Source organism: Mesorhizobium sp. M0894 (genome assembly GCF_040319725.1).
In the GTDB taxonomy this organism is placed as follows: domain Bacteria; phylum Pseudomonadota; class Alphaproteobacteria; order Rhizobiales; family Rhizobiaceae; genus Mesorhizobium.
On sequence record NZ_JAMYOG010000006.1, the window covers coordinates 32,554 to 56,177 of the forward strand.

Genomic DNA, 23,624 nt, shown 5'->3' on the forward strand with positions numbered 1-23,624 from the left:
TCAGCGACAGATGCCCGAAGTGGAGATCGGCGGGCTGGAGAAGGCGAATCAAGGGACGGCGGATGGCAAGCGCGGGAAATTGAGCACCTAGGGATTCCCTCGCGTCACGGGAAATGCCGAGGATCGGTGGGCGGATCACGTGCGAGAACGGGTACTTTCGGGAGGTCACGTCGCGGCGAGCTTTGCGAGCCGGCGATAATCGCAATCCACCAGATTGGGGAGGCGCTGAAGTTCCTCGACATCAAACCACCGGATCTCGGTGTGTTCCTCGCAAATGTTGCTTGGATCCCCGCCTTCCCAGCCGATGACCTTGAAAACGTGGTGCAACGCCTTCCCATAGAGCTCGGGATGGCGCTCTCCAATGCACCGCATCCAACCGAAATCTGTTGGCGTCACTCCAATTTCTTCCTGAATCTCGCGAACGAGTGCCTCTTCCAGCGTCTCTCCGGCTTCAACGCGGCCGCCGATCGTGTCCCAATGCCCAGGCCACGCGCTCTTCCAGGCAGCGCGAAGACCCATCAAGACCTTCCGGTCGTGGTTCACCAGCAATGCACCGACCGTAACTGTGGGATTCCTGATCATTTGCGGAGCGTATTCGCTGCAGCGATGTTTGCAAAGGCGGCGTCTTCCCTCCCCCGCAGGGAGAAGGAGAAAGCGCACCTCTGGCAACCTCTCCGCTCTTCGGTTAGCCTCCGCAAATATCCGGCGGAGGCGGTGAACCTTTTTGGGCCGATCAGCGACAGAGCAGGCAGGAGCCAGGCGGCTCGACCGGCGATGACAGCCGCGGAGACCGATCGCGCGCTCGTCGAGCGGGTCGCGAAGGGCGACCGTGCAGCCGTGCGGCTCCTGTTCATGCGCCACCACGCGCGGGTCTACCGCTTCGTGGCACGCCAGACGGGATCGGAACTGATGGCCGACGATATCGCGAACGAGGTGTTCCTCGAGCTCTGGCGGCAGGCGCCGGCCTTCGAGGGGCGCTCGGAGGTCTCGACATGGCTGCTCGGCATTGCCCGCTTCAAGGCGCTGTCCCTGCTACGCAGGAAGAAGGAAGACTGGATCGACGACGATGACGCGGCCCAGGTCGCCGACGGTGCCGACACGCCGGAAGTCGTGACGATGAAGGAAGACAAGGCCGCTGCCTTGCGACGCTTCATCGATGCCATGCCGGAAGAGCATCGCACGGTGATCGACCTTGCCTATTATCACGGGCAATCGGTGAGCGAGATCGGCGAGGTGCTCGGTATTCCGGTCGCCACGGTCAAGACCAGGATGTTCTACGCCCGCAAGAAACTCGGCGAAGCTCTCAAGGCCGCCGGTTACGACAGGGGGTGGCCATGAGCGCCGCTGAAAAAATGTCACGCCGCGACGAAATGGAAATGCTGCTGCCGTTTTATCTGAACGGCTCGCTGGAAGGCGCCGAGCTGGAAGCCATCGAGGAATGGCTGGAGAGCGATCCGGCGGCGATGGCCGCGCTTGGCGAGGCCGAGGCCGAATTCTCCGGCACTGCTGCCGCAAACGAGGCAATCCGCCCGCCGGCCGATGCGCTCAGCCGCTTTGCCAAGGCGCTCGACGCCGAGGCCGGCCCGGCCCGCGCGCCGGCGGCGTCGCCCTGGCTGGCGCAGGCCTGGAGCCGCTTCATGGCGGTGCCGGCCGGCGTCGCCTGGGCCGCGGCCGCGGTGCTGCTGGCCCTGGTCGTCGCGCAATCCTTTGTCCAGACCGGCAGCAGAGGTGGCGACTTCAAGATTGCCGGATCGGCAGACGATCTGGCCAAAATGCCGTTTGCACTGGTGAAGTTCAAACCGGATGCGAAGCTGTCCGATATCGTCGCTTTTCTCGACCAGAACCAGTTGAAGATCGCCGGCGGGCCGACCGCCGACGGTGTCTTCCGCCTCGGCGTTCCGGCCAAGACCGCCGCCGACTATCAGAAGCTGCTTGGCCTTATTGCCGCCCAGCCTTTCACCGAAGCTGCCCTGGAGGGAAGGAAACCGGCTGATGGCGGCTAAGGCGGTCATTCGATTGACGGCGGCGATGACAATCTTCGCCACGTCCGCGATGGCGCAGACCAACGACCCGAACCTCACCCAGGCGGAGATCGACTGCCTGAACCGGGCAAGTGCCGCCGGCACCGACTGCGCCAAGGACGGCGACGACGGGAAGGATAGCGGCGGTAAAACGCCGGCTAAGGCTTCAACGGTGAGTGCCGTGTTTCTTCCCGCGCTGATCGTCGACTTGTTCCCCAATCCTGCCCTAGTCACCGAGGCGCCGATACCTCCCGGCAATACCGCGGCCCCGCCGACCGCTCCGCCTTCGGGCCTGCCGGCAATACCGGCGGCCGCGCCGGGCGGTCCGATCGTAGCACCCACCGATCTTGTCGCAACCGAGCCGCCGCGCGCCGTGATCGGCGATTTCGTGCCCGACGAGGTGCTGGTCACGGTCAATGGCGATGCCGGCGCGGTCCAGCAGATCGCCGCCTCGTTCGGCCTCGAAATACGCTCGCAGCGGCAGTCGCGGCTGCTCGGCAACACGCTGGTGCGCTTCGGCATTCCCGATGGCCGCCCAGTCGGCGTCGTGCTGGCGCAGCTTGCCGCCGACGGCCGCACTTTGCGGCGTGAGGCCAACCACGTCTATTCGCTGCAGCAGGCGGCCAGCATCGTCAATTATGCGTTCGAGCGCATCGCGCTCGACGCCAAGGAAGCCAGCGGCGAGAATGTCCGCGTCGGCGTCATCGACACCGGCATCGACGACAGCAATCCCGCGCTCTCCGGTGTCATCGCCGAGCAGTTCGATGCCATGCCCGACGTGCCGATCAAGGCACGCGACCACGGTACTTCGGTCGATGGACTGATCGCCGGCACCGGCGCGTTCAAAGGCATGGCGCCGGGCGCCAGGATCTATCACGCCCGCGCCTTCGAGGGCGGCAAGTCGACGATGGACGTCATCCTTTCGGCGCTCGACTGGGCGGCGGAGCAGGATGTCCGTATCATCAATATGAGCTTCGTCGGCCCGAAGAACGACCTGCTCGGCATCGCCTGCCGCAATGCGCGCGCGCTCGGCATCGTGCTGGTCGCCGCCGCCGGCAATAACGGGCCGAAGGCGCCCTATGGTTATCCGGCCGCCTTCGACGGCGTGATCGCGGTGACGGCCACCGATGCCAAGGACGGGCTGATGCCGCAGGCCAATCGCGGCGCCTACGTCTTCATCTCCGCTCCCGGCGTCGAGATGGTGGCGCCAAGCGGCGCCGGCTCGGATGTGGTGACCGGGACGTCCTTTGCAGCGGCGATCGTGACCGGCGCGGTCGCCAACCTGTTGCATGCCGCGCCCGACCGTTCGGCCGACTGGGTCGAGAAAGCACTGGCCGCCACGGCAAAGGATCTCGGCCCCAAGGGGCGGGACAATGATTTCGGCTTTGGGCTGCTGGACACCAAGGCGGCCGAGGCGGCCAAGGACTAAGTCTCGTGTTTGAACCGAGCCGTCTCATAACGCTGTCGCGAAACTTGTCTCACGCCGTGCTATAATGACCAAGCCAACCTGCACTACGCCGCCGTAGGGAAAATGCTTCACCGCTGCGGGCGCACAGAATGTAGACCTGTGGTCGCCAATCCGGATCAGAAATAAAAACGACAGGGAGGATGACGTGTCCCTCGACGCCAGTGGCTTCGATCAAGCAGTTGAAGAATACCACCTGGCTCTGGATGAGTTCATGAAAGGAAACCCCGCGCCAGCGAAGAAGCTCTTTTCCCAACGAGACGATGTAACACTGGGCAATCCCTTTGGCCCTTTCGCTCATGGATGGAAGCAGGTCGTTGAGACGATGGAGCAGGCGGCATCGAACTACAGGGACGGCGACGCTAGCGGCTTCGAGAACATAGCGAAGTGTGTGACGTCTGAGCTGGCATACATCGTCGAAGTGGAGCGGCTCAGGTCCAAGGTTGGCGGTCGGAGCGATGTCACGCCTCTTGCGTTACGCGCGACGAGCGTCTTTCGCCCAGAAGATGGTCTGTGGAAGATTGTGCATCGTCATGCCGATCCGATAACGACGGCTCAGCCGGCCGATTCGGTACTCCGCCGATAGCGGTTGTGGTATTGGGGAAGCGATCGATCTCCTTTGCTGCTGCAGCGCGGCTATTCTTCAGTCCGTTTTCTGCTAAGGGTTGGCCAGCGTCATCGGGCTCGCAGGGTCGGACGGCCGCTCTGGGTCGAACTCGGTCGCCGGGAGTGATCGAGTTTTGACCTTTACATCGGCGCGCCGGCCCTGGATGCCCTGACCACTGGTCGAACGGCCAGACCTCGCCGCGCGCGGCCTGCTCCGGCCAGAGATTCGCGACGCCAGCCGTTCGGCAATGCGCGCCGGCCAGGCGGATCGACTACGACGGCTCAAGTCGCGTTTTGCCGAGGACGCGCCAGAAAATAGAATGCGGCGATGTGCGTTATCATCAGCAGCGGTACGTAGATGATCGGGATCGCGTAGGTGGCGCCCAGTTCCCCCGCGCGTGCAGGAAGCCCGATCTGAATGGCGTGGTAATAGTCGACGATGAGGTCGACCGTCCCGACGACGTTGAAGGCGACGACCAACGGCCAGAAGAGCGGGCGTATCCTCACCGTGAGCAGCGCCAGCATGGCCAGCACGCCAGTCGCGAAATCGCCGTAGGCGGCAAACACGGCGAAATCGGCGGGCAGATTGGGGCTTACGACGCCCGGAACGATGAAGACGAGCCCGAAGAAGCGGAAGCTGTGCAGCGTAGCGATAGCACGTTGCGCTGCGACCCGGTCCATCGACCTGAGCCACGGCAAACCGTATGCGCCGAAGCAAAGCAGCCACGCGACATAGCCGAGAACAAGATGGGTTTGGAACACTATTTCCGTGGACATTTGGCCTTCTCTCAACAGTTGATTCACGCGGCTTTAAGCCCGCTACCGCAATTCGACTATCCGGTGTAATCACAACAACCTATGAAGCAGAACTACACAGTCCGACATGGTGCGCTGGAGGGCGTCGAGGCGTTCCTGGCCGTCGCCAGGCGCCGCAACTTCCGCCGTGCTGCCGCCGATCTCGGCGTGACGCCGTCCGCTGTGAGCCAAGCGGTGCGCGCGCTGGAAGCTCGCCTGGGTACGGCGCTGTTCGTCCGCACGACGCGGAGCGTCGGTTTAACCGAGCCTGGCCAGCGGTTCCTCGACCGTGCCGGCCCTGCATTCGAAGAGCTCGTCGCGGCCGGCGAGGCTGCCCGCGATATCGGCCAACGGCCGACCGGTCTGCTGCGTCTGTCTGTGCCCCGCGCCATCGTGCCATTGATGTTGGAGCCGGTGCTCGCGTCGTTCTGCCAAGCCTATCCTGAGATCGAACTGGAGATCGCCGTGAGCGACCAGATGGTTGATCTGGCGACCGGCGGGTTCGATGCCGGCATCCGCCTCGGCCAGCTCATCGCCGCCGACATGGTCGCGGTGCGGCTGACAGCGCCGTTCTCGTTCGTGGTCGTCGGCAGCCCTGATTATCTCGAGCACCACGGCCGTCCCGAGCGTGTCGACGACTTGCGCCACCATGCCTGCTTACGCTTGCGCCGCTCGAATGGCGCTATCGCGCCCTGGTCCTTCGTCGACGGCAATGGCGCGATCGAAGCGATCGTCTCAGGCCCGCTGATCGCGCACGACTATTCGACATTGGTCGGGGCTGCGACGCGGGGCGTTGGGCTGGCGCAGACACCGCGACCACTCGCCGAAGGTCTGATAGAAGAAGGAAAACTCAAGTCGGTGCTGGACAGCATCGCCACGACGACGCCGGGTGTCTTCCTCTATCATCCTGGCAAGCGCCAAGTCCTGCCGAAGCTGCGCGCCTTCATCGATCACCTCAAATCCGCGGCCTGAGATCAGGACGCACAGCAAACGCTGGCGCTGGCTGACAGCCGCCAACGTCGACCTCGCCCGTGATCGAGTTTTGACCTCTAGGCCGGTGCGCCGGCGACCGATCCCCTGACCACCAGGTCGACCGGCCAGACCTCGCCGCGAGCCCCCTCCTCCAGGCCGGAAATCCGCGCCGCCAGCCGTTCGGCGATGCGCGCGCCGGCCAGGCGGATCGACGAACGCGTCGTCGACAGCGGCACCGAAAAATTCTCCGGCTTCAGCCAGGGAAAGACGTCGTCATGGGCGATCAGCGACAGGTCGCCCGGAATGGTCAGGCCGAGATCGCGCACCGCGCGCACCACGCCGAGCGCCATGATCAGGCTGGAGCAGGCGATCGCCGTCGGCGCGTCGCTTTGTTCCAGCAAGCGCCGGGCAGCGCGGTAGCCATTCTCCTCGGTCATGGTGAGGGAACAGACATGCTGATCACCAAGCACCAGGCCGCTTGCCGCTAGCGCGCGCCGAACGCCGCGCTCGCGGTGGATGGCGAAGGTCTCGCGATCGTCGCCATTGATCAGCGCCAGACGCCTGTGACCGAGCTGGACGAGAAGCCGCGCCGCCTCGTGGAAGGCGCCCTCATTGTCGATGTCGGTGAAGGGATAGTCGAAATCGAAGCCTTCGCTGCGGCCATGGACGATGAAAGGAATGCCGAGCGTATTGACCAGCGCCACCCGGCGGTCGGCCGGCCTCGGCGACGAGATATAGACCGCGTCGACCTGCCGGTTGGCGACAATACGGCGGTAGGTCGTCTCCTGGTCGTCGGCATCGGCCGGTGACAGCACCAGGTCGAGCTCGTGCGAACGCGCATAGTCGCCGAGGCCGGACAGGAACTCGACGAAATGCGGGTCGATGTCGACGGTCGTCCCCGTCGGCAGCACATAGCCGATCATGCCGGTCTTGCCGGTCGCCAGCCGGCGCGCGCTCGGATTGGGGCGATAGCCGTGACGCTTGGCGGCATCGACCACCCGCCGGCGCGTTTCCTCGTTGACTTCCGGGTAGCCGTTCAATGCGCGGCTCACCGTGGTCTGCGAAAGCGCCAGCATGTGGGAGAGCTGCTTGAGGTTCACCGGAGGCCTCCAAACCTCAAAGCGCTTTTAATCTGAATCGAGCTGGCCGCTACGAACCGCCTTGCCGAGCGCAATGACCATACGCACGGTTCGGACCGGTTTGAAGCCGAATTTGCTGCTGCACCGCCAGAAAACTGTGCTGCAGCGCACTTTCGCTGGCACTCGACCGCAGAAATTAAATCGATTAGTTTGGCTTTCTCTTGACTCCGGATCAATTCAGTGGCGTGATCAAAATCACCAAAGCGCTTTGGAAGACTCTACGAAAGGTTGCAGTTCCTTTCCGACTGAGTCACAGTCCTGCAGCGCCGGCGGACGGAATGGAGGTTTCGTTCGGTGTTTGTCACCACTGGGAGGGAATACCGATGAAGAAAATGCTTCTGCTGGGCGCTGCGTTTGCCACGCTCGCCCTGGCCATGCCGGCGCAAGCCGAACTGAAGTTCAAGCCGGGCGAAGATCCCCGTTTCAACTGGGCCAACTACGAGGAGCTCAAGAAGGTCGACCTCAAGGGCGAGACGCTGACGATCTTCGGACCGTGGCGCGGCGAGGACGAAGGGCTTGTCCGCACCGTTCTCGATTATTTCTCCGAAGCCACCGGCGCCGAGATCAAGTACTCCTCGTCGGAGAATTACGAGCAGCAGATCGTCATCGACACGCAGGCCGGCAGCCCGCCCAACATCGCCGTGCTGCCGCAGCCGGGTCTGATCCAGGATCTGGCATCGAAGGGGCTTTTGACGCCGCTCGGCGACGACACCGCCAACTGGGTCAAGGACAATTACGGCGCCGGCCAATCCTGGGTCGACCTCGGCACCTTCAAGGACAAGGACGGCAAGCCCGGTTTCTTCGCGTTCCCCTACAAGGCCGACGTGAAATCGCTAGTCTGGTACTCGCCGGATAATTTCGAGGAAGCCGGCTACAAGGTGCCGAAGACGCAGGAAGAGCTTGCCGAGCTCGAAAAGAAGATCATCGCCGACGGCGGCACGCCATGGTGCATCGGGCTTGGTTCGGGCGGCGCCACCGGCTGGCCTGCGACCGACTGGGTCGAAGACATCATGCTGCGCACCCAGACGCCCGAGACCTACGACAAATGGGTGAAGAACGAAATTCCGTTCAACGATCCGGCCGTGGTCAACGCCATCGACATTTTCGGCAAGATCGCGACCGACGACAAAATGGTCGAGGGCGGTGCAAAGGCGGTTGCGGCGACCGATTTCCGCGACAGCCCGAAGGGCCTCTTCTCGGTGCCGCCAAAATGCTATCTGCACCACCAGGCATCATTCATCCCGACCTTCTTCCCGCAAGGCACCAAGATCGGCGAGGATGCCGACTTCTTCTATTACCCGCCCTACGCCTCCAAGCCCGATCTCGGCACTCCGGTGCTGGGCGCCGGCACGCTCGCCATGATCACCAAGGATAGCAAGAGTGCCCGCGCGTTCATCGAATTCCTGAAGCTGCCGCTCGCTCATGAGATCTGGATGGCGCAGGGTGGCTTCGTGACGCCGTTCAAGTCGGTCAACAAGGACGCCTATGCCAGCGACGCGCTGAAGAAGCAGGGCGAAATCCTGGCCAACGCCTCGACCTTCCGCTTCGATGGGTCCGACCTGATGCCGGGCAAGATCGGCGCCGGCGCCTTCTGGACCGGCATGATCGACCTGGTCGGCGGCAAGTCCGCCCAGGACGTCGCCACCGATATCCAGAAAAGCTGGGACGCGATCAAGTAAGCGGCCGGCTTGCGTTCCCAATGTGATGCGGTCCGGGCCTCAAACGGCCCGGACCTTATCCGGTGCTTGGCGTCGCGTCGATTGTCGTGAGCACAACGCATTCCGGCATGATGCGCGCCCAGTGACCTGCTTTTCGGCTGGTCGCGCTCCAGACAACTGAATCGGCGCATGATCCCGTCGCCAAAGCCATTCTCGACTGGCGGATCCGTGCGCAGGGGGAGGGACCCATGGCGGCTCAGATTTTTTCGGCGATATTCGTCATCATCATCGGCGTGGGCGGCTGCGTCGCCTATTTCTGGGGCGCCAACAAGGCACTCGATACGATCTTTCCGGCACGCGGCGTTTCCGGCAAGGCGGCGATTAACAATCTGCGGCGGCAGGGGGTGATCCGGCCCTGGCTGTTCGTCGGGCCGGCGATGATCATCCTCACCATCTACCTGATCTACCCGGTGGTGGAGACGCTGAGGCTGTCGTTCCTCGATCGCGGCGGCGGCCATTTCGTCGGCTTGGCCAACTATCACTGGGCGTTCGGCGACCGCGAGTTCCGCAACTCGATCCTCAACAACATCATCTGGCTGGCAGTGGTGCCGGCCGCCTGCACCTTCCTCGGGCTGATCATCGCCGTGCTCACCGACAAGATCTGGTGGGGCACCATCGCCAAGAGCCTGATCTTCCTGCCGCTGGCCATCTCCTTCGTCGGCGCCAGCGTCATCTGGAAATTCATCTACGAGTATCGCGGCGACGGCCAGACGCAGATCGGTCTGCTCAACGCCATCATCCAGTATTTCGGCGGCCAGCCGCAGGTCTGGATATCGCTGCCGTTCTGGAACAACTTCTTCCTGATGGTCATCCTGATCTGGATCCAGACCGGCTTTGCCATGGTCATCCTGTCGTCGGCCTTGCGCGGCATTCCGGAAGAGACGCTGGAAGCCGCCGTCATCGACGGCGCCAATCCTTTCCAGATCTTCTGGAAGATCATGGTGCCGCAGATCTGGGGCACCATCGCCGTAGTCTGGACCACCATCACCATCCTGGTGCTGAAGGTTTTCGATATCGTGCTGACCATGACCAACGGCCAGTGGAACAGCCAGGTGCTGGCCAATCTGATGTTCGACTGGATGTTCCGCGGCGGCGGCGATTTCGGCCGCGGCGCCACCATCGCCATCATCATCATGATCGCGGTCATTCCGATCATGGTCTGGAACATCCGCCAGGCGAACAAAGAGACGGAGGGACATTGAGATGGCCGTGGCGACCGGAAAGTCCTTTGTCAGCCGTTTCGGCGTCCATATCGCCGTCTTCATCTTCGTTGCGATCTGGACGATCCCGACGCTCGGCATCCTGGTCTCGTCGCTGCGCGACAAGGACCAGATCATCGCTTCGGGCTGGTGGAACTCGTTCACCAGTTCCAGCCAGACGGAAGCCGGACGGCTGCCGCCCGCTTCGGCGCAGGTCGAGAAGGACGGCAAGTTCGTCCTGCAAGGCAATATCTTCGGCGACGGTCCTGCCCGCAACATCAGCGCCTTCGGCGTCAAGTCGGCCGCACCGACGCAATATCCCGCCGGCACGACAGCCGATCTCGGCGACGGCGTGACCCTGCAGCTCAATGCCGACGGCAGTTTCGTCATGACCTCGCCGAAGGCTTTCGAAAGCGAACGCGGCCAGCGCGTCTATTACGCCTCGTCGGCGCCGCCGAAATTCACCACCGACAACTACGACACGGTGCTGTTTTCGGAAGGCATCGGCCGCTCCTTCATGAATTCGCTGACCGTCACCATTCCGGCGACCGTGATCCCGATCCTGATCGCCGCGTTCGCCGCCTACGCTTTGGCGTGGATGCGCTTTCCCGGCCGGGCGCTGCTCATCGCCGTCATCATCGGCCTCCTGGTCGTGCCGCTGCAGATGTCGCTGATCCCGCTGTTGAAGCTCTACAACGGCGTCGGCAGTTTCTTCGGCGTGCCGTCGAAAACCTATCTCGGCATCTGGCTGGCACATACCGGCTTCGGCCTGCCCTTCGCCATCTATCTGTTGAGGAGTTATATTGCCGGCCTGCCACGCGAGATCATGGAATCGGCGCGCATCGACGGCGCCAGCGATTTCGAGATCTTCGTCAAGATCGTGCTGCCATTGTCGTTCCCGGTGCTGGCCTCGTTCGCCATCTTCCAGTTTCTCTGGGTGTGGAACGATCTGCTGGTGGCGATGGTTTTCCTCGGTACCGAGGGCGACCAGATCGTGCTGACCGCCAAGCTCAATGCGTTGCTCGGTTCGCGCGGCGGCGACTGGGAGATCCTGACGACATCGGCCTTCGTCACCATCATCGTGCCGCTGATCGTGTTCTTCTCGCTGCAGCGCTATTTCGTCCGCGGGCTGCTTGCCGGCTCGGTGAAAGGAGGTTGAAATCATGCAATCCGCTTTGAAGGCGACCCCGAAGCCCGATCTCGCGATCGATCGCGACTGGTGGCGAGGTGCCGTGATCTACCAGATCTATCCGCGCAGCTATCAGGATTCGAACAGCGACGGCATCGGCGACCTCAGGGGCATCATCGGCCGGCTGCCCTACATCGCCTCGCTCGGTGCCGACGCCATCTGGATCTCGCCATTTTTCAAATCGCCGATGAAGGATTTCGGCTACGACGTGTCGGATTATTGCGACGTCGATCCGATGTTCGGCACGCTGGCCGACTTCGACGCGCTGACCGCAGAGGCGCACCGGCTTGGCCTCAAGGTGATGATCGACGAGGTGCTGTCGCACACCGCAGACATCCATCCATGGTTCAAGGAAAGCCGTTCGAGCCGCAGCAATCCAAAAGCCGACTGGTATGTCTGGGCGGATGCCAAGCCGGACGGCACGCCGCCCAACAACTGGCTGTCGATCTTCGGCGGCTCGGCCTGGCAGTGGGACACCAGCCGCCAGCAATATTATCTGCATAATTTCCTGGCCGAGCAGCCCGACCTCAACTTCCACAGCCGCGCGGTCCAGGACGCGCTGCTCGATGTCACCCGCTTCTGGCTGGAGCGCGGCGTCGATGGCTTCCGCCTCGATACCATCAATTTCTACTTCCACAGCCAAGGCCTGGAAGACAATCCGCCGCTGCCGCCCGAGCAGCGCAACGACCAGACGGCGCCGGCCGTCAACCCCTACAACTACCAGGACCATCTCTACGACAAGAGCCGGCCTGAAAACCTCGGCTTCCTCGAACGCTTCCGCTCCCTGCTCGACGAATATCCGGCGACGGCCGCGGTTGGCGAAGTCGGCGATTCGCAGCGTGGGCTGGAAGTGGTGGCGGCCTATACGGCCGGCGGCAAGCGCGTGCATATGTGCTACTCCTTCGACTTCCTGGCGCCGGAGAAGATCAGCGCGGCAAAGGTGCGCTCGGTGCTGGAAACCTTCGGCAAGGTGGCCAGCGACGGCTGGTCGTGCTGGGCCTTCTCCAACCATGACGTGATGCGCCCTGCCTCGCGCTGGGCAGCCGGCGAGCCCGACCCGACCGCCTACCTCAAGGTCATCTCGGCGCTGCTGATGTCGTTGCGCGGCTCGGTCTGCATCTATCAGGGCGAGGAGCTCGGGCTTAGCGAGGCCGAGCTCAGCTTCGAGGATCTGCAGGACCCATACGGCATCCGCTTCTGGCCGGAATTCAAGGGCCGCGATGGCTGCCGCACGCCGATGGTCTGGGACGGCGCTGCCCGCAATGGCGGCTTCTCGACGGCAAAGCCCTGGCTGCCGGTGCCCAGCAAGCATCTTGCGCAAGCGGTCAATGTGCAGCAGGGCGACGACGGCTCGCTGCTCGAGCACTATCGGCGCTTCCTGGCTTTCCGCCGCGCCCATCCGGCGCTGGCCAAGGGCGATATCGAGTTCATCGAAAGCGAGGGCGACACCGTCGCCTTCACGCGCCGCGAAGGCAACGAGCAGATCGTCTGCGCCTTCAATCTCGGAGCAAAGCCGGCCGAGGTCGATCTCGGCGGCCGCTCACTGCACCCCTTGCCGGGACACGGGTTTTCGGGACAGACTGACGCTGGCACTATCCGCCTGGGCGGCTACGGCGCCTGGTTCGGGCGTATCGACTGAATTCAAGGAAGAACTGGAGGGTACCATGGCCGATGTCACGCTAAGGCAAGTGAAGAAATCATATGGCAATCTCAACATTCTGCACGGCGTCGACCTCGACATAAAGTCGGGCGAATTCATCGTCTTCGTCGGTCCGTCTGGTTGCGGCAAGTCGACCTTGCTGCGCTGCATCGCCGGGCTGGAGGAGATCACCTCGGGCGAGCTCAAGATAGACGGCGAAATCGTCAACGACGTGCCGCCGTCGAAGCGCGGCATCGCCATGGTGTTCCAGTCCTATGCGCTCTATCCCCACATGACCGTCTACGACAACATGGCGTTCTCGATGAAGATCGGCAAGGAAAGCAAGGCCGAGATCGAAAAGCGGGTGCGCCAGGCGGCCGAGATCCTGCAGCTGACCAAATATCTCGACCGTCTGCCCAAGGCGATGTCGGGCGGCCAGCGCCAGCGCGTCGCCATCGGCCGCGCCATCGTGCGCAATCCCAAGGTCTTCCTGTTCGACGAGCCGCTGTCCAACCTCGACGCGGCGCTGCGCGTCGCTACCCGCATCGAGATCGCCAAGCTCAAGGAATCGATGCCGGCCACAACGATGATCTACGTCACCCACGACCAGGTCGAGGCGATGACGCTGGCCGACCGCATCGTGGTTCTGAAGGAAGGCCATATCGAACAGGTCGGCACGCCGATGGAGCTCTACAAGCGGCCCGGCAATCTGTTCGTCGCCCAGTTCATCGGCTCGCCGGCGATGAACATCCTGCCGGCAACGATCGACAGGACCGGCAACCCCACCGTCGTCAGCCATGTCGGCGGCCGCAAGGCAACGGTGCCGATCGCAACGCCTGCCTCGGCGAAAGGCGCTGCGGTGAGCTTCGGGGTGCGGCCGGAGGATCTGATGATTGCCACCGGCGCCGACTATTTGTTCGAAGGGACGGTCGATTATGTCGAGCAGCTCGGCGAGGTCCAACTCGTCTATGTCGACATCGGCCGCGCCGACCTGCCGCTGGTGACCAAGCTGCCGGGCAATGTCGAGGTCAAGCGCGGAGCGACGCTGCGGCTGACGGCGGACGCCGGCGACCTGCATATTTTCGACGCGGACGGGCGCTCTTTCGCGCTCCATGAAGCAGAAGCGAAGGCGGCTTGAAGCAGGCGTTTTTCCGCCATGCAAAAGACAAGAGCGGCGGGGATGGCCCGCCGCTCTTGTTTGGAATTCCAGTTCGGCTGTTAGAGCGGTTCATCGTTTTCACGGAAACGCCGAACCGCTCTATCTCTTTGTTTTGACGCAATTCCGGACGGAAAACCGTTTCACACTAGTTGTTACCGAAGAGGTTGCGGTCGGCGCCCTGAGGCGCGGACTTGGGCACATCGCCAGACGAATTCAGCAGTTTGTAGATCGGCGAATTGCTGTCACGCACTGAATACGTCTGCGTGTTGTCGACGTTGACGGTCGACTGCTTGTTGATGTCGGTCCCGCCAACGTTATCGTTGCGGGCATAGGCGCTGCCGGCGGCAATCAAGAGAGCGGCGGTAGTAAGAACAATCTTTTTCATTTGGGTACTCCTGGATTTTCGAATCAAGCGGCGGGCTCACCCGCCGCTTTGATGCTGGGATCGGCTGTTAGTTGTTGCCGAAGAGGTTGCGGTCGGCGCCCTGGACGACCGGCTGCTTTTCAGCCTGGTCCGACGTCTTGACGGAAGCCGTGTAGGAGGTGTCGACCGAGACAGTAGGCTGGTTGGCACCGTTGGAACCATAATTGTCGCTAGCGGCGAAAGCGCTGCCGGTGATGGCCAGAACGGCGGCGGCAGCAAGAACGATCTTTTTCATTTTAATACTCCTGAATTTCTCGGGTCCCGGGCGGCGGATAATGCCCGCCGCCCTGATGCTGGGATCGGCTGTTAGTTGTTGCCGAAGAGGTTGCGGTCGGCGCCCTGGACAGGCTGCTCGTCAGCATGAGCCGGCTTCTGAATGGAAGCCGTGTACGAGCTGTCGACCGAAGCGGCAGGCTGGTTCGCACCCTTGGAACCAAAGTTGTCGCTGCCAGCGAAGGCGCTGCCGGTGATGGCCAAAACGGCGACGGCGGCAAGAGCGATCTTTTTCATTTTTAGTACTCCAGTATCTTAGTTTTCGGTCCGTCTAGCGGCGTGTCTTGGGAGGAATTCGCGTCGTCCGGACAGCCCCGATGTGGGAAAGCCAATGGCCAGTTTCCAATCACGAAGTTGTTTGGTGTGGACCAAGAATCTACACCTTGAAATTGTGCCAGAGATTCCCTTCGCCACAATTTTATTGCTAAACATCAAGTAGATAGCCCATAGCATCGGTCTGGCCGCCAGGTGACTTGGAGAGACAGCGTTCACAGCGTCCTGCACGCATTGTCAACAGAAACGAACCGTTCGGTTCGATTTTTTAAACCGATAAAAGTAGCAGCAGGGGGTTGTTTGTCGAATCGTTAACCATTTCAGCCAAACGCGACCTTGCCGTTCTACCTGTTTTCGGCCCGTTTATGCCGGGCAGCGAAGACTGCAACGGAGCAAGCAGAACCGGATCAGACCCCGTAGCGTTCGGTGCGGATGAGTGCCGCCGGGACGCCGGCATCGATCAGTGCCTCGGCGGCGGCCGTCACGAATGCGTTCGAGCCGCAGACGAAGGCCAGCTTCGGCGGCGCGGGCAGCCTCGTCATGGCTTGCACCATCATCGCGGCGTCGATCCGCCGCGCATAATCCGCCGGACGGCGGGCCGGCTCGCGCGTCAGCGTCAGCACCAGGTCGAAGCCATCCCGGCGCTCGGCGAGGTCGATCAACTCGTCGCGAAAGATCACCTCGTCCCAGACCCGCGCGGAAAATACCAAGGCGGCGGCGACCAGCGACCCCCGCATCGCCCGGTGACGGACCATCGACATCAGCGGCACTACGCCCGACCCGCCGCCGACGAGCAGGAGCGGTCCGCCATCGCTGTCGGACCAGACGAAATGGCCGCCGAGCGGCCCGCGCAATTCGACGTCGTCGCCCACCGCCGCAATCTCGTGAAAGAACGGCGAGACCTCGCCGTCCTCGAGTTTTTCAATCGCCAGTTCGATGGTCTCGCCGGTCTCCGGCGCCGAGGCGATGGAATAGGAGCGGCGCGCCTGATAACCGTCAGGCGCCGTCAGCCTGACGTCGACATGCTGTCCGGCACGGTAAGCGAAGGGCCGCGATGGCTGCAGGAAAAAGCTGGTGACGCGCGGCGTGCGCTTTTGGATGCGGGTGATGGTGACTGTCTGCCAGGGCGACTGCGCCGCCGGTGCGTCGCTCATGGATCGTTCGTGTAGCGCTGCTCGCGCCACGGGTCGCCATAGATATGATAGCCTCGCAACTCCCAGAAACCCGGCTCGTCACGCTCGGTGAACTGCAGCCCGTTCAGCCATTTGGCCGATTTCCAGAAATAGAGATGTGGAACGAGCAGCCGCGCCGGCCCGCCATGATCGGGGGTGATCGGCTTGCCCTCGTAAAGCAGTGCCACCATCGCCTTGCCGCCGGTGATATCCTTCGTCGGCACGTTGGTGGAATAGCCGTCGAAACCCAGCGCCAGCGTGAAGGCGGTGGGCGGCTCGATGCCGGCGTCGGCAAGGATGTCGTCGACCAGCACGCCCTGCCACGCCGTGTCGAACTTGGTCCATGCGGTCACGCAATGGATGTCGCGCGTCATCTTGGTCAAGGGCAGCGCATTGAACTCGGCCCAGTTCCACTTCTTGATCGGCCGCGGCCCGTGCTTAAGCGTGAACGACCAATCCTCGGTGCGCACATGCGGCGTCGGGCCGGCCGACAGGACCGGGAAACCTTGCTCGAGATACTGCCCCGGCGGGATACGTGCATTCGTATCCGTCGGGGGCTTTCGTCCGGAAGAGAAGCCTCGGGTAACCATCGAGAATATCCGTTTGCGCAAGGTCCAATCGACCCTTGTCAGTTTTCTCGAAGACGCGCCCGCGGGCAACCGAAATTCTTGGCTCGGCCTGGCGGCAGTGCTCTACGTCGATCTTGGCAGCGCGGCGCGTGCCTCAGCCACTGGCAAAGGGCACGGCGACAAACATCTGGGCGTCGCCGCGCTCGACAAGCAGCAGCACCGATTTCTTGCCGGATTTGGCAGCCTGAGAAATCGCCTGGTTAGCCTGCCTGGCGCTCCTCACCGGATGCTGGTCGACGGCGACGATGATGTCGCCGGGCTGAATGCCGGAAGCCGATGCCGCCTTGTTCGGGTCGACGCGCTGGACTAGTGCGCCGTGCTGGTTGCCTGCCAGGTTCATTGCCTGGCGCACATCCGGGGTGACGTCCATCAGGCCGAGACCGAGCGTTGGTGCGCGAAGGCCCTGCCCCGTCGGCGGCTGACCCTGATCGCCGGCCACCGATCCCGTCGCCATATCGTCTTCGTTGCGCCCGATCTCGACGGAGATCTGCAGGCCCTTCCCCTTGCGCCAGACATTGAGCGCTTCCCTCGTGCCGGGCGCAATGTCGGCGACGGCGCGTGACAGGTCCCTTGGATCTTTTATGTCCTGGCCGGCGAAGCTGGTAATGACATCGCCGGTCTCGATGCCGGCCTTGGCGGCCGGCGATCCGTCGCTGACCTGCGCGACCAGCACGCCGGCGGGGTGATCGAGGCCGATGGCGCTCGCCATATCAGGCGTCACCGGCTGGATCTGGACGCCGAGATAGCCGTACTGGATGGAGCCGCCCTTCATCAGCTTGGCGACGACCTTTTGCGCCTGGTCCGAGGGGATGGCGAAGCCGACGCCGACGCTGCCGCCATTCGGCGAAAAGATCGCCGTGTTGATGCCGACGACATTGCCGTTCACATCCGTCAGCGGGCCGCCGGAATTGCCCCGGTTGATCGGTGCGTCGATCTGGATGAAATCGTCAAACGGCCCGCTGTGCAGGTCGCGGCCGCGCGCCGAGACGATGCCGGCCGTGACGGTGGTGCCAAGGCCGAAAGGATTGCCGAAGGCGAGCACCTGATCGCCCGGCATGAGCTTGTCGGAATCGCCCCATTTGACGGTCGGCAAGGGCTTGCCGGCTTTGACCTCGAGCACGGCAAGATCGTTCTTGGCGTCATGGCCGATCAATTCGGCGGGAAGCTCGGTGCCGTCGTCGAGCGTCACCTTGATCGACTGGGCGCCGTCGACGACGTGATTGTTGGTGACGATGGTGCCGTCGGCGCCGACGATGAAGCCTGAACCGAGGGCCTCGGTGCGCGGCGCCTGCTCCGGCGGTGTTTTGGGGGCGGGCTGTCCCTGGTCATCGAAGAAATGGCGGAAATAATCGTCGAAAGGCGAGTTTCCGCCGAAGGGAGAGGCGTCGCTCATGGTGTCCGGCTGTTGGGCTTTCATGACCGTCGTGATGGTCACCACTGCCGGTTTGTCGGCCGCCACGACCGGAGCGAACGAACCGCTGGGAGCGGTCATGCCGGTGACAGGTGGCGTCACTGTTGCCGCCAGGACATCATTCAGCCTGGGAGCGAGAGGCAGGGCGAAGGGGCTGACGATCAGCGCGGCGCCCAGCAAAGCGGCGACGCGATGTCTGCGAAGGGTCTGGATTGGTGACATGGCCGTTGTCCGGGCGAGAGATTGATCGGGCGCCGCAGCGTTCCGTCACCGGAACGCTCCATCGGCGTGTCGGCCTTGCCTGTCTCGCCTGGCACGGCGGCCGACCGAATCGACAGCCCCGCATCTAGGGCGCCGATCGTGGTTTCCAGATAATATTACGAAGATTTAATTTCCGGCTGGCAGCCGCCTTGCCGGGCTGGCGCCGAAACCCGAAAACAAAAACCCGCCTTGCGGCGGGTTGTTGGGGCGAATCAGCACCATACCCAAATTAGTAGCATAGCTGCCGGCACAAAACAAGAACAAAATAGCCTACCCAAGACAAATCGCTTCAGATTTGTGCCGCCCCCTCACTACCCCGCCAAGGCTTCCTATGCCGCTGTCCCGTCGGTCCGGCGGAGATAGGTGGTGGCGATCTCGCGCATCCGCCTGCCGTCGAAGCTCGGTCCATGACCGCCATGGCCGATGCGGATCGGCAGCTCGAGCAGCCGCTGCATCGTGTGGCGGTAGGCGGCACGATCCGAATCCGGCAGGTCGTCGATCAGCGTGGCGTCGTAGATGGCGTCGCCGGCGAAGAACAGGCCGTCGGCCTCGTCGAACAGCGCGATCGAATCAGGAGAGTGGCCGGGCAGATGCAGGACGCGGAATTGGCGGTCGCCGAGGTCGACCCTATCGCCCTCGTCCAGGGTCCTAGTCAGCGGCGCCGGCGGAATCCTGTAATCGGCGGCTTTCCAGCCCTCCGCCGGCAGCCTGGAGACAGCCCCTTCCAGATCATGGAACATGTAGGCGTAGGTAATCGCTTCATCCATGCTGCCGAACTGCGCGGCGCTGTGGCGCGGCCCTGCCCGCAACGGAAACTCGTGCAGCGAGCCGACATGATCGAGATGGATATGCGTGGCGACGACGAGCAGCGGCTTGCCGGCCGGCGTGTCGATCTGCGGCGCCAGCGGGCAGATCCCCATGCCGGTGTCGACCAGCAGGTCGACGTCGCGGCCGCGCAAATGCCAGATATTGGCGCACACGAATTCATGCACGAAGGGCTCGGTCAGCATGGTCGTCTCTGCGTCGACGATGGTTTTGCTGAACCAGTTGTCCATCAGATCAAGGCCGGCATCAGACGAACGGCTTGCCGACCTTGTATTTTTGCGGGACCAGCCGCTTCAGATAGGCCATCCCCGCATCGGACAGCCGGTTGACATCGGGCAGCATGAAATCATCCGGCATATGGCGCGTCTTGCCGGCGACGTTCTTCAGCGGCACCTTCTTCAGCACGGTTTTCTTGCCGTCATATTGCAGCGCCACCGAACCGCCGCCCTCGTCGGCGACCGTGACCGCGAAGGCGCCGGCGTCGAAGGCCTCCTGCGCGTCCACCGCGCTGATGGCGCCGACATAGCCGCGCGGCATGTAGCCGAGCGCATCGACGCGCGCCCGCTTGCCCGGCAATCCCTCGGCCAGCGCGCGCTCCAAGGCTGCCGGCAGGTCGCTGCCCGACAGCTTGACGTTGCCGTGCTGGTCGCGCTCCAGCCTTTCCGGCGGCACCAGGCTTTCGACCAGCGCCTTGCCGTCGGCGGTGCTGACGCCTTCGGAGACGGCAACGATGCAGCGCTTGTGGCGGTCGAGCGTGGCGCGCACGTCGTCGATGAAGCCGGCCGCCGAGAACGGCCGCTCCGGCACGTAGACGAGATGCGGGCCGCTGTCCTGATCGAGCTGCCATGCCGCGGACGCGGCCGTCAGGAAACCGGCGTGCCGCCCCATGACGATGCCGACATAGATGCCCGGCAAAGCACGGAAATCGAGATCGACCGAAAGAAACGCCCCGGCGACGAACTCGGCCGCCGACATGAAGCCGGGCGTGTGGTCGTTCTCCTCGAGATCGTTGTCGATGGTTTTCGGCGCGTGCACGAAGGCGATCTTGCCGCCGGCGGCGTCGGTCAGGATCTGCTGCGTGCCCGACGTGTCGTTGCCGCCGATGTAGATGAAGGCGTCGGCGCCGGCTTTCTTCAAGCCGTTGAGGATGAGGTCGCAATAGGCGGCATCCGGCTTGTCGCGCGTCGAACCAAGCGCGGCGCTCGGCGTCGCCGCGATCAGCCGCAAACGGTCCTCGGGGATGGCGGAAAGATCGACGTAATTGCCGTCACGAATGCCACGCACGCCGTGGATGGATCCCAGCACCTTGGCGCCGGGATGCCGCTTGCGGATTTCGAGCGCGGCGCCGACCACCGTCTGGTTGATGACGGCGGTTGGGCCGCCGCCTTGCGCGATGACAAAAGTTCCGGCCATTGTTCACGTCTCCCGGGCGATGAAAATCGCAGGCACATTCGCCTGTCTTGCGGCATCGCGCAACGGCAGAGTGATCGCTGAAAGCGAAGCCGCCGGTCAGACGACGACGACCGGATTCTTCTTGGAGACGCGGCTGTAGAGATCGATGATGTCCTGGTTGATCAGGCGTACGCAGCCCGACGACATCGCCTGGCCGATGCTACGCCATTCGGGCGAGCCGTGGATGCGATAGCCGGTGTCGCTGCCGTTCTGATAGATGTAGAGGGCACGCGCGCCGAGCGGATTGTCGAGGCCGCCCGGCTGTCCGCTCTGCCATTTCACCAGCTCCGGCTTGCGGGCGATCATCTCGGCCGGTGGGGTCCAGACCGGCCATTCCTTGCCATACTGGATGTTGGCGCGGCCCGACCAGCGGAATCCGTCCTTGCCGATGCCGACGCCGTAACGGATCGCTTCGCCGCCGGGCTGCACCAGATAGAGCAGCCGCTCTTGCGAATGCACGACGATCGTGCCGGGTTGCTCGCCGGTCGGATCGACGACAATCTGGCGGCGGAATTCCGGCTTGACCTTGAGGTAGGGCACCTCCGGCACATTGAAGCCACCGTCGGTGAGCGAAGCGTACATCACGTCTGGGCTGGTGATGTTCTTGTCGACGCTGATGCTCGGGCGGACGGGCCGGATCGAGCCGGTGGTGACGTCGTCGAGCTGAAGCGACGGCAGATCCAGCGTCTGGCTGCAGCCGGCGACGCCAAGCAGCGCCAGCGCACCGGCGCCGGACAGCACCGTGCGGCGGGAAAGCTGTATCTCGGTTTCGATTGCGTCGCCATTATGCGGCAGCGACAGACCGTGCGGCAACTCACGCATTTACCCAAACCCCACGCTATCGGCGGGAAACACGGTCCGGCCGGATAGCAGGCATTTTCACCAATCATGGTTGAAAAAGCGTGAAGGCCAGCCATCTGCCGTTAACGAGGGGCTTTTTCGGTTTTTGCCTCTTTACATCTTCGCGAGGCCAAGGATTTATCCTCCTCTTTGAGCTCAAGGAGAAGAAAATGTCCTTCGAAGACTGGGCCGCATTTGCCGCCGCCTCGGCAGTCCTTCTGGTCATTCCGGGCCCGACCATCCTGCTGGTGGTTTCCTATGCGCTCGGCCAGGGCTGGCGCACCGCGCTGCCGATGGCAGTCGGCGTGGCGCTCGGCGACCTCACCGCAATGACACTGTCGATGCTGGGCATCGGCGCGCTGCTGGCGGCGTCGGCCACCGTATTCACCGTGCTGAAGGTGATCGGCGCCGGCTATCTGATCTATCTCGGCATCAAGCTGTTTCGCGCCGGCGGCGCGCTGCGGGCCGAAGCGCGCACCGATGCGGTGTCATCGGCCAAGATGACGGCACATGCCTGGCTGGTTACCGCGCTCAATCCGAAAAGCATCACCTTTTTTGTCGCCTTCCTGCCGCAGTTCGTCGACCGGCATGCGGATTTCTGGACACAGATGCTGATCTTCGAGACGACCTTCCTGGCGCTCGCCTTCGCCAATGCCTTCGGTTATGCGCTGATTGCGGCAAGGGCGCGCAACGTCGTGCGCAATCCCAAGGCGATCCGCATCTTCAACCGCACCGGCGGCACGCTGCTGGTCGGCGCCGGCATCGCCACGGTGGCGATGCGCTCGGGCAACTGAGGACAAGCCATGGCGGTCAGGGATGCATTTGGCCTAGCGCTGTCTGGCGCGACGGAGGCCGGGTTTTCGTCCTACAGCCAGGCTGTGCGCGAATTGCAGTGCTTCATCGGCGATCCTGTCGGTTCCGTTGACCGGGCAATCGCCGAAGATCCCGGCTTCGTCATGGCGCATGTGTTCAAGGGTTATCTCTTTGGCCTCGCCACCGAGCGTGAAGCGACGGCGGTGGCCAAGGCATGTCACGAGGCAGCGCTGCCGCTTGCCGCGACGACGCGCGAGCAGGCGCATGTCGCCGCGCTTGGCCACCTTGCGGAGGGCCGCTGGCACGAGGCCGCCCGCGTGCTGGAGGATATCGCCATCGAGTTCCCGCTCGATGCGCTGGCGCTGCAGACCGGCCACCAGATCGACTTCTTCACCGGCAACGCCCGCATGCTGCGCGACCGCATCGGCCGCGCGCTGCCGTCCTGGCAGAGCGGCATGCCGGGCTACCACGCCATACTCGGCATGCAGGCCTTTGGGCTGGAGGAAATGGGCGACTACGCGCGCGCCGAAAAACTTGGCCGCACGGCGGTCGATATCGAGCCGCGCGACGGCTGGGCCCAGCATGCCGTCGCCCACGTCATGGAGATGCAGAGCCGGCAGAAGGACGGCATTCTGTGGATGCGCGCCAACCCCGAAGCGTGGACGCGGGAAAGCTTTCTGCAGGTGCACAATTGGTGGCATCTGGCGCTGTTCCATTACGATCTCGGCGAGACCGACGAGGTGCTGACGCTCTACGACGGGCCGATCTATGCCGAACGCTCGACGCTGGCGCTCAACATGGTCGATGCCTCGGCGATCCTGTGGCGGCTGCATCTCGGCGGCGTCGATGTCGGCGACCGCTGGACGGCGCTGGCCGCCAACTGGTTGCCCAAGGCCAGCGCCGGCAACTATGCCTTCAACGACGCCCACGCGATGATGGCGTTTGTCGGCGCCGCCCTCGAAGCGCCGGCCCGCGGCTTGCTCGAGGCGCAGCGCGAGGCGATGCAGGGCAAAGACGACAACGCTGCTTTCACCAGGGATGTCGGCCATCCCCTGACGCTCGCCATCAAGGCGTTCGGCGACGGCCATTATGCCGAGACGATACGCCTGATCCGGCCGATTCGGGCGATCGCCCATCGCTTCGGCGGCAGCCACGCCCAACGCGACGTCATCGACCTGACGCTGATCGAGGCGGCATTGCGTTCCGGTAATGGCGCGCTGGCGCGGGCGCTTGCGGCGGAACGCGCGCTGGCACGGCCGGACAGCCCGCTATCGGCACTGTTTTCACGGCGCGCAACCGCTCTCGCGGCGAATTGACCAAGACTAAATCTTGCCTTAAAAACTGCCCCG

The 23,624-nt window shown here is 63.4% G+C and carries 24 protein-coding genes; 12 read left to right on the plus strand and 12 right to left on the minus strand.

Annotation, left to right across the window (positions count from 1 at the left end; genetic code table 11):
* Positions 1-165: 165 nt before the first annotated feature.
* Positions 166-582, minus strand: a complete 417-nt coding sequence (locus NKH91_RS13500) for an NUDIX hydrolase (protein WP_031193706.1) — start codon at positions 580-582, stop codon at positions 166-168.
* Between the two features lie 192 nt (positions 583-774).
* Here NKH91_RS13500 and NKH91_RS13505 point away from each other — a divergent pair, with 192 nt between their 5' ends.
* The 4 genes from NKH91_RS13505 (at position 775) to NKH91_RS13520 (ending at position 4,072) form a co-directional block, all read left to right on the plus strand.
* Positions 775-1,338: a sigma-70 family RNA polymerase sigma factor gene (locus tag NKH91_RS13505; protein WP_352484364.1), complete on the plus strand. Its 564-nt coding sequence runs from the start codon at positions 775-777 to the stop codon at positions 1,336-1,338.
* On the plus strand, positions 1,335-2,003 hold the full coding sequence (locus NKH91_RS13510; protein ID WP_352484363.1) for an anti-sigma factor: 669 nt from the start codon (positions 1,335-1,337) through the stop codon (positions 2,001-2,003). The genes NKH91_RS13505 and NKH91_RS13510 overlap by 4 nt, the downstream gene beginning before the upstream one ends.
* Positions 1,993-3,450, plus strand: coding sequence for a S8 family serine peptidase (locus NKH91_RS13515; protein WP_352847754.1), 1,458 nt, complete (start codon positions 1,993-1,995; stop codon positions 3,448-3,450). The genes NKH91_RS13510 and NKH91_RS13515 overlap by 11 nt, the downstream gene beginning before the upstream one ends.
* 184 nt (positions 3,451-3,634) lie before the next feature.
* A complete protein-coding gene (locus NKH91_RS13520) occupies positions 3,635-4,072 on the plus strand; it encodes a YybH family protein (RefSeq protein WP_352847751.1) in 438 nt (145 codons plus the stop codon).
* A gap of 302 nt (positions 4,073-4,374) precedes the next feature.
* On the opposite strand, the gene NKH91_RS13525 is transcribed toward NKH91_RS13520, so the two are convergent.
* Positions 4,375-4,869 (minus strand): DUF8737 domain-containing protein, encoded by a 495-nt coding sequence (locus tag NKH91_RS13525; protein ID WP_352484362.1) that lies wholly within the window; start codon positions 4,867-4,869, stop codon positions 4,375-4,377.
* An 81-nt stretch (positions 4,870-4,950) separates the two neighbouring features.
* Here NKH91_RS13525 and NKH91_RS13530 point away from each other — a divergent pair, with 81 nt between their 5' ends.
* The gene (locus NKH91_RS13530) at positions 4,951-5,859 is read left to right on the plus strand and encodes a LysR family transcriptional regulator (protein WP_352847749.1); all 909 of its coding nucleotides are present in this window, start codon (positions 4,951-4,953) and stop codon (positions 5,857-5,859) included.
* Positions 5,860-5,936: 77 nt separating this feature from the next.
* Here NKH91_RS13530 and NKH91_RS13535 read toward each other — a convergent pair whose 3' ends face one another.
* Entirely contained in the window at positions 5,937-6,959 is a 1,023-nt protein-coding gene (locus NKH91_RS13535; RefSeq protein ID WP_352495219.1) for a substrate-binding domain-containing protein, read from the minus strand.
* Between the two features lie 362 nt (positions 6,960-7,321).
* On the opposite strand from NKH91_RS13535, the gene NKH91_RS13540 reads away from it, so the two are divergent.
* From NKH91_RS13540 to NKH91_RS13560, 5 genes are all read left to right on the plus strand, one after another.
* Positions 7,322-8,677, plus strand: a complete 1,356-nt coding sequence (locus NKH91_RS13540; RefSeq protein WP_352484360.1) for an ABC transporter substrate-binding protein — start codon at positions 7,322-7,324, stop codon at positions 8,675-8,677.
* A gap of 227 nt (positions 8,678-8,904) precedes the next feature.
* Entirely contained in the window at positions 8,905-9,918 is a 1,014-nt protein-coding gene (locus NKH91_RS13545) for a carbohydrate ABC transporter permease (RefSeq protein WP_352640567.1), read from the plus strand.
* A 1-nt stretch (position 9,919) separates the two neighbouring features.
* Positions 9,920-11,074 (plus strand): carbohydrate ABC transporter permease, encoded by a 1,155-nt coding sequence (locus NKH91_RS13550; protein ID WP_023718340.1) that lies wholly within the window; start codon positions 9,920-9,922, stop codon positions 11,072-11,074.
* A 4-nt stretch (positions 11,075-11,078) separates the two neighbouring features.
* Positions 11,079-12,743: a beta-galactosidase BglA gene (gene bglA, locus NKH91_RS13555; protein WP_352847747.1), complete on the plus strand. Its 1,665-nt coding sequence runs from the start codon at positions 11,079-11,081 to the stop codon at positions 12,741-12,743.
* A 25-nt stretch (positions 12,744-12,768) separates the two neighbouring features.
* Positions 12,769-13,881, plus strand: a complete 1,113-nt coding sequence (locus NKH91_RS13560) for an ABC transporter ATP-binding protein (RefSeq protein ID WP_352847745.1) — start codon at positions 12,769-12,771, stop codon at positions 13,879-13,881.
* A gap of 166 nt (positions 13,882-14,047) precedes the next feature.
* Here NKH91_RS13560 and NKH91_RS13565 read toward each other — a convergent pair whose 3' ends face one another.
* The 9 genes from NKH91_RS13565 to NKH91_RS13605 all read right to left on the minus strand — a co-directional run bounded on the left by NKH91_RS13565 (position 14,048) and on the right by NKH91_RS13605 (position 21,444).
* A complete protein-coding gene (locus NKH91_RS13565) occupies positions 14,048-14,287 on the minus strand; it encodes a DUF680 domain-containing protein (protein WP_352817133.1) in 240 nt (79 codons plus the stop codon).
* A 67-nt stretch (positions 14,288-14,354) separates the two neighbouring features.
* Positions 14,355-14,561: a DUF680 domain-containing protein gene (locus tag NKH91_RS13570; RefSeq protein WP_352817130.1), complete on the minus strand. Its 207-nt coding sequence runs from the start codon at positions 14,559-14,561 to the stop codon at positions 14,355-14,357.
* Positions 14,562-14,632: 71 nt separating this feature from the next.
* The gene (locus NKH91_RS13575; RefSeq protein ID WP_023718335.1) at positions 14,633-14,836 is read right to left on the minus strand and encodes a DUF680 domain-containing protein; all 204 of its coding nucleotides are present in this window, start codon (positions 14,834-14,836) and stop codon (positions 14,633-14,635) included.
* A gap of 443 nt (positions 14,837-15,279) precedes the next feature.
* On the minus strand, positions 15,280-16,026 hold the full coding sequence (locus NKH91_RS13580) for an FAD-binding oxidoreductase (RefSeq protein WP_023718334.1): 747 nt from the start codon (positions 16,024-16,026) through the stop codon (positions 15,280-15,282).
* Positions 16,023-16,634: a molybdopterin-dependent oxidoreductase gene (locus NKH91_RS13585; protein WP_352847741.1), complete on the minus strand. Its 612-nt coding sequence runs from the start codon at positions 16,632-16,634 to the stop codon at positions 16,023-16,025. The genes NKH91_RS13580 and NKH91_RS13585 overlap by 4 nt, the downstream gene beginning before the upstream one ends.
* A gap of 133 nt (positions 16,635-16,767) precedes the next feature.
* Positions 16,768-18,306, minus strand: coding sequence for a DegQ family serine endoprotease (locus tag NKH91_RS13590; protein ID WP_352847739.1), 1,539 nt, complete (start codon positions 18,304-18,306; stop codon positions 16,768-16,770).
* Positions 18,307-18,674: 368 nt separating this feature from the next.
* Complete coding sequence (locus NKH91_RS13595) at positions 18,675-19,400, minus strand: MBL fold metallo-hydrolase (protein ID WP_352847737.1); 726 nt, start codon at positions 19,398-19,400, stop codon at positions 18,675-18,677.
* 16 nt (positions 19,401-19,416) lie between these two features.
* On the minus strand, positions 19,417-20,583 hold the full coding sequence (locus NKH91_RS13600) for a diphosphate--fructose-6-phosphate 1-phosphotransferase (protein ID WP_352451606.1): 1,167 nt from the start codon (positions 20,581-20,583) through the stop codon (positions 19,417-19,419).
* A 96-nt stretch (positions 20,584-20,679) separates the two neighbouring features.
* Complete coding sequence (locus NKH91_RS13605; RefSeq protein ID WP_352451607.1) at positions 20,680-21,444, minus strand: L,D-transpeptidase; 765 nt, start codon at positions 21,442-21,444, stop codon at positions 20,680-20,682.
* A 188-nt stretch (positions 21,445-21,632) separates the two neighbouring features.
* Between NKH91_RS13605 and NKH91_RS13610 the strand changes: the two genes are divergently transcribed.
* Both NKH91_RS13610 and NKH91_RS13615 read left to right on the plus strand, forming a co-directional pair.
* Positions 21,633-22,256, plus strand: coding sequence for a LysE family translocator (locus tag NKH91_RS13610; protein ID WP_352847735.1), 624 nt, complete (start codon positions 21,633-21,635; stop codon positions 22,254-22,256).
* A 9-nt stretch (positions 22,257-22,265) separates the two neighbouring features.
* Entirely contained in the window at positions 22,266-23,591 is a 1,326-nt protein-coding gene (locus NKH91_RS13615) for a tetratricopeptide repeat protein (protein WP_352847732.1), read from the plus strand.
* Positions 23,592-23,624 lie beyond the last annotated feature (33 nt).